Genomic DNA, 8,032 nt, shown 5'->3' with positions numbered 1-8,032 from the left:
TTTTAATGATTTACAGAGTTTTCTAACACCTTCTCTAGGAAGGGATTTGCGTCTGTTCTTGACTATGGCTACTACCTTCTTTTCTATTTCTAGGCGTTTATCTTCCCTACGTTTGTATTTGTAGTAAGCATCACGCTTAAGTCCGAAACAAGCGGTAATGGTTGTTAGAGGAGCAAATCCCTTAGACTTTTCCCTGGCCTTGATTAAGGCTTGATACTTAACTTTTTTTTTAGTTCGAGAACAGATTTGTAGCCCAGCTGTTCTGCTGCCACCTCAAGGTATGAATCGTCAATAAGAGCTTCCATATCTTTTTTTAACAGTAGTTTCTTTAGCTGTCCAATCTCTTTCTGAAGTTGCTTAATACGTGTAATCTCGTCTTTAGTTTTCACAGTTACCCTGGTGTTCATTAGGTCTTTACGGTTGTATTTCTTTATCCATTCATTGATTGTGGATGGTGCAATACCATACGCTTTACCTAGTTGATACTTGTTTAATTTTCCTGCGGTAAGTTCGTCTAAAATTTTGAGTTTAAAAGATTCGGAATACCGTCTGATTACTTTGTCATTTTTGTACATAATTGTTTAAGATTGTGTAGCCTTTATTCAGGACGGGTCAAAATGTTGTACAACGTGTTTGTATATGGTTTGTTGCGTGGTTTAGCACGTAATTTAGCAAATAAAAATCGAATAGAAAATCCGCGAGGATTTTCGTAAGTAGGCAAGAACCAAGCAATAAATTATATACGGTGTTGGCAACTGGCTTTTCTTATTCACGATTAAATACTTGATTATAATATCCGTTCAATAATCCTTTTCCGCTATTTTTTGTTTTTAAAATCAGTTTTGATTCAGCACAAGCCTTTTTATATAAACTCTGTTCTTTGTCATTCAGACTCTTTGAACCTAAATAAACCATTTTGTAAATCGGATTAGATTGTTCCAAATCAAATGCTTTTTTTAGCATTTCTTTTCCTTTAATTTCCAGTTCTTCATAATCTCCAAATTCGTATGGAAAAATTGAAATCGCATATCCAACTATAAAATTAAATTCAGCCAATTCCGAGTATTTATTCAATCCATTTTTTAATTCAGATTCCAATTCAGTTCGTAAATCAATGTCCTTTTTAAGTATTCCACTAACATCTTCAATCATAGACCACAAAAAGAAGAAATAATATTTCCACGTTTCAAAATCCGTATTATTTTCCGAAATCAGTTTTTTATATTCAGAATAAGCCTCGTTGTATTTTTCGGCAGTTTCTAATTCAAATATTTGTTCCAGATTTTGATTCATTCGGGATTTTTTTCAGCTTGTTGCCAACGCATTTGTGTATGGTTAGTGCGGAAGGATTTGCGATTCATTTTCCGCAGTAACTAGTTTTTATTAAAAGTAAGAAATTTTCCTGTTCTTAACTAGCAGAGCATTAATTATACACGTTGTTAGCTACTGTGCTTTTTACGTATTATGGTTAATTTTTACTATCAGTTTTCTATTCGGACTAATAATGTAAAAGTCGATATTTCCAACATAAACAGTTCCATCACTAAAGTCGTGCATATAATATTCATATGCGTAATAATTTCCTTTTTCATTCAGTAAGTCCTCTAATTCAAATTCCAATTCGTCAAGTTCGCTGTGTGCAAAGTCTAAAAACTTTTGCTCTTTTTTGTCGAATGGTGTTTTTTTCCAATATTCGGTTTCCCATTTGTTTCTAAAATCAGAGTTTGGGTAGTTTGTGAAAAAATCAGAGTTTGGGTTTTTAAAATAATTGGCTGTTTTATCATCAATTTCATAAATCCAAATCGAGTATCCATCTCCATTAAAGTCTCTATTCGATTCATATTCGTAAATCGATTCTCCAAAATTAAATTCAAAGCCAGTTAATTCAATATTATAGCCTTTTTCCTGTACTTTTTCGATTGGTCTCCAAACAAGGTCAGAACCTGGTAATATACTCCAGAAAAAACCTGGAATTAAAATCAAAATCAGAAGTATTGCTGAAAGTCGATATAGTTTACGTTTGTCTTTATTCCTAATCGCCTTAAATATTTTAAATCCGATTATTGGATATGAAATCAAAAAAATTAAGGTTAGAAGCAGAAATAATAATATCATCTATGAAATTTGTTTCAGCATTGTAGCTAACACTTGTATAACCGTAATTTTAGACTATACAGTTGCTGTTATATCGTTTATGTCTGCAATGTAGTATTTTTCAATAAGCTATCCAAGGGGCTGGTAATGGTTTTGTTATTAATTTCTATGGTTTTGGTATAAATTTCGGTGGTTTTTGGGGAGTTATGGCCCAGCATGTTTTGGAGGTGTCTCATGTTTATGTTGTTTTCAATACAATGTGCTGCAAATGAATGCCTGAGGGTGTGTACAGTTGCCCAATCTCCCATTTTGATAACCACTATCATGCTCAAACGTTTTAAACAGCGGGGCTACCGGTCATTGTTGGATGTTTACACAGAGCTCAACCCATCTTTTTGCGAACCGCCGAGTAAGAGACCCGTATCCCGAGAATTCGGGAGTGGTGTGAGAGGCGCACCCTGTCGGTTACTGGCAGAGCCGTCTAATCGATTGTGTGTAGTGCTTCTTACTCAGTCGCTAAATCCATTTTTAGGTTTAGCAGTTCCACTTTAAAATTAATTTTTGCGTTCAAAGCTCTAAAAACCTTTAAAATAGTTTCAAATCTGGCATCGGTCAAATTATTTTCTATTTTCGAGATTTGTGCCTTTTTTACGCCTATCAGTTCTCCAAGTTGGGTTTGGGTCAATTTTCTTTCTTTTCGAGCTTGCTTGATTGCTTCTCCGATTAAGTCAAGCCGCAATTCGTTCTCATAAGCATCTCTTTCCGCTGTTCCTTTTTTTTCAAGGTATTTGTCTTTTACTTCGTCAAGTGTGTATGTTCTCATTACTTCTTGTTTTTATTTTCAAAATATTTGTTCATCAATTCGGTTGCTCTGTCAATTTCCTTTTTGGGTGTTTTCTGCGTTTTCTTGACAATTCCGTGAGTTGCAATTACAATGGTCACTTATTGTCCGTTTTATCCCAAAACGCAAAAAGTCGGTATTGCTTTTTGTTGTACAAAGTCCGAAATTCCCAAATATCCGAGGTCAGTTTTTTAAAGAGAGTATTATCGGTTTTAACTTTAGCTTTGTCGATATTAAACAGAATTTTATTCCGAGCCTTTTTGTCAATTCCATCAAGAAATTCAAAAACTTCTTTTAGAAACTCAACTTTAAATTTTTCTGTCATCTAGGATAATGGTTTGCTACAAAGCTATAAGTTTCCTTTTTTAGTAAACAAATTTAATCTGGAACACGGATCTGCATTACACACAATGGTTCACGGATATCCGCTGTTAGACGAAGGTAGCCGAAATCTCTTACAAAGTCAAGTTTTTAAAAACAGATCATTCAGAATAAACCTGCCCACGATGTGGTCTCAAAGCATCCCTAATAGGTTTCATTTCAACTTCAGTTACAACCATAAAAGCAACAGCATGCATTTCTGATAAAACTTCAACACCGGTAATATCCAACGCCAATTGTTCAGCTTTAATAAAGTCTTTTAAGTGGATTTCATGATGTTCTGCAATTTTTTTAGCATCAGGGCCTCGAAAATCCCAAATCAATTTTAGTTTACGCATAGTGTTTTATTTTAAACTGAAAGCTTCAAATTTACATTTAAATCACTTTAAAAAATTAAAATAAACAGCCTTTATTTACGTTTGTTAATTCAACTTGTTTTACAGAGATATATTACTATTTTTGTATCCGTTGATTAATTATATCCTATCTATGAAATTACAGAATTTTTCCCTAGTCTTATTATTGTTTTTTATCACATCAAGTATTGCCCAAACTTTAGAAAAAGAGGTGCTCTTTACGGTTGATAACGAACCTGTCTATACTTCAGAATTTTTAAGGGTCTATAATAAAAACCTCAATCTAGTTGAAGATGAAACGCAAAAAGATGTTGATGAATATTTAAAACTATTCACAAACTACAAGTTGAAATTGAAGGAAGCCAAAGCGCAGGAACTTCATGAAAAACCTACATACAAAAGAGAACTGGAGACTTATAAAAAACAGTTGGCTCAAAACTACATGACCGATACTACGATAAGCGAAGAGTTGGTAAAAGAGGCTTACAAGCATGTATCCCATGATGTAAAAGCAACCCATATTTTGGTGAAAATTTCTGAAAATGCCAATCCGCAAGACACTTTGGCGGCTTACAATAGAATTAAGCAACTTAGGGAACGCACACTTAAAGAAGGTTTTGAGAAAGTTAGAAAAGAAGTGCACAATGGTAAAACGCTTTTTGGTGAGGAACTGGGCTGGTTTAGCGGATTTAGAATGGTATATAAGTTTGAAAAAACAGCTTTCAATACGCCAGTTGGTGAAGTTTCAGAACCTTTTAGAACCCGTTTTGGATACCACATCATCAATGTTTTGGACAAACGTAAATCCAGAGGAGAACGTACCGTGAAACATATTATGGTGGTTGACAAAAAGGAAGACACCATTAATTCCGCAGAAAAAAGAATAAAGGATATTTATAAAAAAATCCAGCAAGGAGAAGAGTTTGAGGCTTTAGCAAAAGAGTTTTCAGATGATAAAAACTCTGCGCCTAATGGGGGATTATTAAATGCATTTTCGAGCGGACAATTGAGCGTAACAGAATTTGAAGAAGCTGCTTTTGCGCTGCAAGAAAAAGGTGCTATTTCAGAACCTGTAAAAACTAAATTTGGATGGCATATTCTAAAACTGGAAAACGCCAAACCTATAGGAACATTTGAAGAACTAAAACCAGAGTTGGAAGCTAAAGTAAAAAAGGATTCTCGTTCTAAATTAATAGAAGCGGCATTAATTGATAAATTAAAAACGAAATATAATGTAACTGATGAAACTCCAGATTTAGACTACTTCACATCAATTTTAAATGAAGATTTTTACAAGCGCACCTGGAAACTCCCTGAAAATTTTGAAGGAGATAAAACATTTTTGAAAATAGGCGATAAACAATTAACCTATTCAGATTTTGGGGATTTTCTGGTGCAGCAGCAAAACAACAGTCGTAATCGACCAAGTTTTAAGACCATTATTGAAAGTGGCTACGAAAAGTTCTTAAATTCAAACTTGAAACAATATCAAGAAGAAAATCTAGAAAACGAAAACGAGGATTATGCCCATATTTTAGGCGAATATAGAGATGGTTTATTGCTTTTCGATTTAATGGAATCTACAATATGGCAAGCTGCTAAAACCGATTCTTTGGAAATTCAAACCTATTATGAAGATAACAAGACCAATTATTTCTGGCCAGTTAGAGCAAGGGCAGAAGTAGCGTCTTCAACCAATAAAAAAGTGATTAAAAAGGTCGCTAAATTGATGAAGAAAAACATGTTGTCTGAAGATATTGAAAACCTAGTGAACACAAATGGCGCAATAAACGTTATTTTTACGACAGACACCATGGATGCGAAACATCAGGCATTACCTAAATCGTTTGAGTTCAAGAAGGGAATTTCAAAAGTGTACAAGCACAACAATGGTTATGTAGTAGCAAAAGTGGACGAGATATTACCAAAAAAGCAAAAAGCTTTTGATGAGGTTAAAGGTCTTGTAATGAGCGATTATCAAACGCATAAGGAGAATTTGTGGCTTGATGAATTGAAAGATAAATACAAAGTAATAATGGACCAAGATGCTTTGGAAAGTGTAAAAGCAGAAATCAAAAAATAACTGTGCGACTAAAAACCCTCATTTTATTAAGTATTCTATGTACACTTTCAGCCTGTGATATTTTTAAAAACACAGATGAAAGAACGCCAATTGCTAGAGTAAATGACAACTATTTGTATTACGATGATTTGAAAGCTATAATTTCTGAAGGCATTACAAAAGAGGATAGTACTCTTATTGTTCAGAATTTTATTGACGAATGGGCTACCCAACAATTATTGGTGGATGGTGCTTTAATTAATTTAAGTGAAGACAAGCAAAAGGCATTTAATAAACTGGTAGAACAGTATAAAAGCGATTTATACAGTAAGGCTTATTTGGAAGCTTTGGTTAAAAAAAACATCGATACATCGGTTTCGAGTGAAGAAGCCGAAGTATATTACAACGAAAACAAAGATGCCTTTAAATTGAACGAGGAACTGATAAAGTTTCGATATATCCATGTTGATGAGGATATTATTGACTTCAGAAAAATAAAGGAAAAACTGAAACGGTTTTCCGAGAAGGACAAAAAGCAATTAGACTCTATTGCGATACAGTTTAAATCGTATTCATTAAACGACTCTATTTGGGTAAAAATGAGCCAAGTGATTACCAAAATACCTGGTGTAAATTCTGAAAACAAAAATCAACTGTTAAAAAAATCTAATTTTGTACAACTCAAAGATTCATTAGGAGTATATTTGATGCAAATTAATGATGTTTTACTGCGGAATGATACGGCACCGTTGGAATATGTAAAACCCACGATAAACCAAATTGTTGTCAACAGGAGAAAGTTGGAACTCATTAAAAAATTAGAAAAAGATATTGCAAAAGATGCTATTAAAAACAAGGAATTTGAAATATACAATTAGTTCAAAATTAGTGCTGCTTTTTATGTTTGTTGGGCTATTTAACTTACAAGCTCAAGAAATTATTCAAGAAGAAGTAGAAGAAGCTCCAAAACAAGAAACCAAAACAGATGCTACAACTACTTTTAAGAAAGTAAAAATAGATGGTGTTGCTGGTGTTGTTGGAGATTATATCGTTTTAAACTCTGATATTGATAAGGAGTATTTACAACTTCAAGCCAGTGGTGTGGATACTAAAGACATTCCACGCTGTCAGATTTTCGGTAAGCTATTAGAGAACAAACTCTATGCACATCATGCTGTTCAAGACAGTATTTTGGTAGCTGATGCTGAAATTAGACGGAATGTAGATTATCAAATTCAACAATTTCTGCAACAGGTAAATGGGGATATGGATCGTCTTTTGTCTGTCTATAATAAAGATAGCGAAGAGAGTTTGAGAGAAGAAATGTTTGAGGCTAACAAAAGCATGATGTTGTCTCAAAGAATGCAAGCTAAGGTTATTGAAGAAGTAGAAATTACTCCAGAGGAAGTAAGACAGTTTTTTAATAAAATTCCAGAGGACGAAAGACCAACATTTGGTACAGAGTTAAAAGTGGCACAAATTGTTGTAGAGCCTAAAATTTCTGACGAAGAAAAGAAAAAAGTGATTGACAAGTTAAAAGGTTTTAAAGCTGATGTTGAGGAGAATGGCGCAAGTTTTAGGTCTAAAGTCATCTTATACGGTCAAGACCCAGGCATTAAACAATCGGGTTATAAATATACTTTGAATCGAAAAAAACCAAAAATGGTTAAAGAGTTTAGAGAGGCCGCTTTTTCATTGCAGGAAGGCGAAGTTTCAGAACCTTTTGAAACCAGTTTTGGATTTCATATTGTGTATTGCGAAAAAATAAGAGGGCAGGAATATGATGTAAGCCACGTACTTTTAATTCCAGAAGTTTCTAACGAATCCATAAAGGAAGCCAAAGATAAAATTGAAAAAGTAAGACAAAAAATAGTGAATGGCGAAATTACATTTGCCGATGCAGCCAGAGAGATTAGCGATGAAAAAGAGACTAAATTTGATGGCGGACAATTAATCAACCCAGAAACCCAGGACTACAATTTTGAGTTGACCAGAATGGATCCAGAGCTGTATTCCCAAATTCAAGATTTAAAAGATGGAGAGGTTAGTTTGGTACTTTCGGAAAGAGATAGAACCAATAAATTGAAGTTTAAACTCTTGACCGTTTCAGATAGAATAGACGAGCACGAAGCAGACTACGCCAGAGATTTTCTTAAAATTAAAGAACAAGCATTAAACGAGAAGAAAATAAGAGCTATTGAAAAGTGGCAAGCAGAAAAAATCAACGATACCTATATAAAGATATCTGGAGACATGAGAGATTGCGAATTTTCTAGTAATTGGTTAAAAAAATAAAGT

Annotated in this window: 11 protein-coding genes; 3 read left to right on the top strand and 8 right to left on the bottom strand. The window is 33.8% G+C overall.

What is annotated here, in order from left to right:
- Positions 1-203: 203 nt before the first annotated feature.
- From ABXQ82_RS13885 to ABXQ82_RS13850, 8 genes are all read right to left on the bottom strand, one after another.
- Positions 204-575, bottom strand: a complete 372-nt coding sequence (locus ABXQ82_RS13885; protein WP_367060819.1) for a transposase — start codon at positions 573-575, stop codon at positions 204-206.
- A gap of 190 nt (positions 576-765) precedes the next feature.
- A complete protein-coding gene (locus tag ABXQ82_RS13880) occupies positions 766-1,293 on the bottom strand; it encodes a hypothetical protein (protein WP_367060816.1) in 528 nt (175 codons plus the stop codon).
- A 162-nt stretch (positions 1,294-1,455) separates the two neighbouring features.
- Positions 1,456-2,079 (bottom strand): hypothetical protein, encoded by a 624-nt coding sequence (locus tag ABXQ82_RS13875; RefSeq protein WP_367060813.1) that lies wholly within the window; start codon positions 2,077-2,079, stop codon positions 1,456-1,458.
- A 113-nt stretch (positions 2,080-2,192) separates the two neighbouring features.
- Positions 2,193-2,420 (bottom strand): tyrosine-type recombinase/integrase, encoded by a 228-nt coding sequence (locus ABXQ82_RS13870; protein WP_367060810.1) that lies wholly within the window; start codon positions 2,418-2,420, stop codon positions 2,193-2,195.
- A gap of 179 nt (positions 2,421-2,599) precedes the next feature.
- On the bottom strand, positions 2,600-2,917 hold the full coding sequence (locus tag ABXQ82_RS13865; RefSeq protein WP_367060808.1) for a helix-turn-helix transcriptional regulator: 318 nt from the start codon (positions 2,915-2,917) through the stop codon (positions 2,600-2,602).
- Positions 2,917-3,036, bottom strand: coding sequence for a type II toxin-antitoxin system RelE/ParE family toxin (locus ABXQ82_RS13860; RefSeq protein WP_367060804.1), 120 nt, complete (start codon positions 3,034-3,036; stop codon positions 2,917-2,919). Before ABXQ82_RS13860 ends, ABXQ82_RS13865 begins: the two co-directional genes overlap by 1 nt.
- A complete protein-coding gene (locus tag ABXQ82_RS13855) occupies positions 3,033-3,260 on the bottom strand; it encodes a type II toxin-antitoxin system RelE/ParE family toxin (RefSeq protein ID WP_367060801.1) in 228 nt (75 codons plus the stop codon). The genes ABXQ82_RS13860 and ABXQ82_RS13855 overlap by 4 nt, the downstream gene beginning before the upstream one ends.
- Positions 3,261-3,417: 157 nt before the next feature.
- Positions 3,418-3,654: a hypothetical protein gene (locus tag ABXQ82_RS13850; RefSeq protein WP_367060798.1), complete on the bottom strand. Its 237-nt coding sequence runs from the start codon at positions 3,652-3,654 to the stop codon at positions 3,418-3,420.
- A 151-nt stretch (positions 3,655-3,805) separates the two neighbouring features.
- Between ABXQ82_RS13850 and ABXQ82_RS13845 the strand changes: the two genes are divergently transcribed.
- From ABXQ82_RS13845 to ABXQ82_RS13835, 3 genes are read left to right on the top strand one after another with little or no spacing between them, the layout of a single operon-like run.
- Positions 3,806-5,755, top strand: coding sequence for a peptidylprolyl isomerase (locus ABXQ82_RS13845; RefSeq protein WP_367060795.1), 1,950 nt, complete (start codon positions 3,806-3,808; stop codon positions 5,753-5,755).
- 2 nt (positions 5,756-5,757) lie between these two features.
- Positions 5,758-6,612 carry a peptidyl-prolyl cis-trans isomerase gene (locus ABXQ82_RS13840; RefSeq protein ID WP_367060792.1) on the top strand — a complete coding sequence of 285 codons (855 nt, stop codon included), beginning with the start codon at positions 5,758-5,760 and terminating at the stop codon, positions 6,610-6,612.
- Positions 6,596-8,029, top strand: a complete 1,434-nt coding sequence (locus ABXQ82_RS13835) for a peptidylprolyl isomerase (RefSeq protein WP_367060789.1) — start codon at positions 6,596-6,598, stop codon at positions 8,027-8,029. Before ABXQ82_RS13840 ends, ABXQ82_RS13835 begins: the two co-directional genes overlap by 17 nt.
- The last annotated feature ends 3 nt before the right edge of the window (positions 8,030-8,032 follow it).

Source organism: Algibacter sp. 2305UL17-15, from assembly GCF_040720935.1.
Classification (GTDB): Bacteria; Bacteroidota; Bacteroidia; order Flavobacteriales; family Flavobacteriaceae; genus Jejuia.
Note: the sequence above shows the minus strand (reverse complement) of the source record. Positions and strands in the feature narration are given on the sequence as shown.

Coding starts and splice junctions, on each gene's coding strand:
- ABXQ82_RS13885 (WP_367060819.1), bottom strand. CDS start 575: ATGTACAAAAATGACAAAGTAATCAGACGGTATTCCGAATCTTTTAAA.
- ABXQ82_RS13850 (WP_367060798.1), bottom strand. CDS start 3,654: ATGCGTAAACTAAAATTGATTTGGGATTTTCGAGGCCCTGATGCTAAA.
- ABXQ82_RS13870 (WP_367060810.1), bottom strand. CDS start 2,420: ATGATAGTGGTTATCAAAATGGGAGATTGGGCAACTGTACACACCCTC.
- ABXQ82_RS13865 (WP_367060808.1), bottom strand. CDS start 2,917: ATGAGAACATACACACTTGACGAAGTAAAAGACAAATACCTTGAAAAA.
- ABXQ82_RS13845 (WP_367060795.1), top strand. CDS start 3,806: ATGAAATTACAGAATTTTTCCCTAGTCTTATTATTGTTTTTTATCACA.
- ABXQ82_RS13855 (WP_367060801.1), bottom strand. CDS start 3,260: ATGACAGAAAAATTTAAAGTTGAGTTTCTAAAAGAAGTTTTTGAATTT.
- ABXQ82_RS13880 (WP_367060816.1), bottom strand. CDS start 1,293: ATGAATCAAAATCTGGAACAAATATTTGAATTAGAAACTGCCGAAAAA.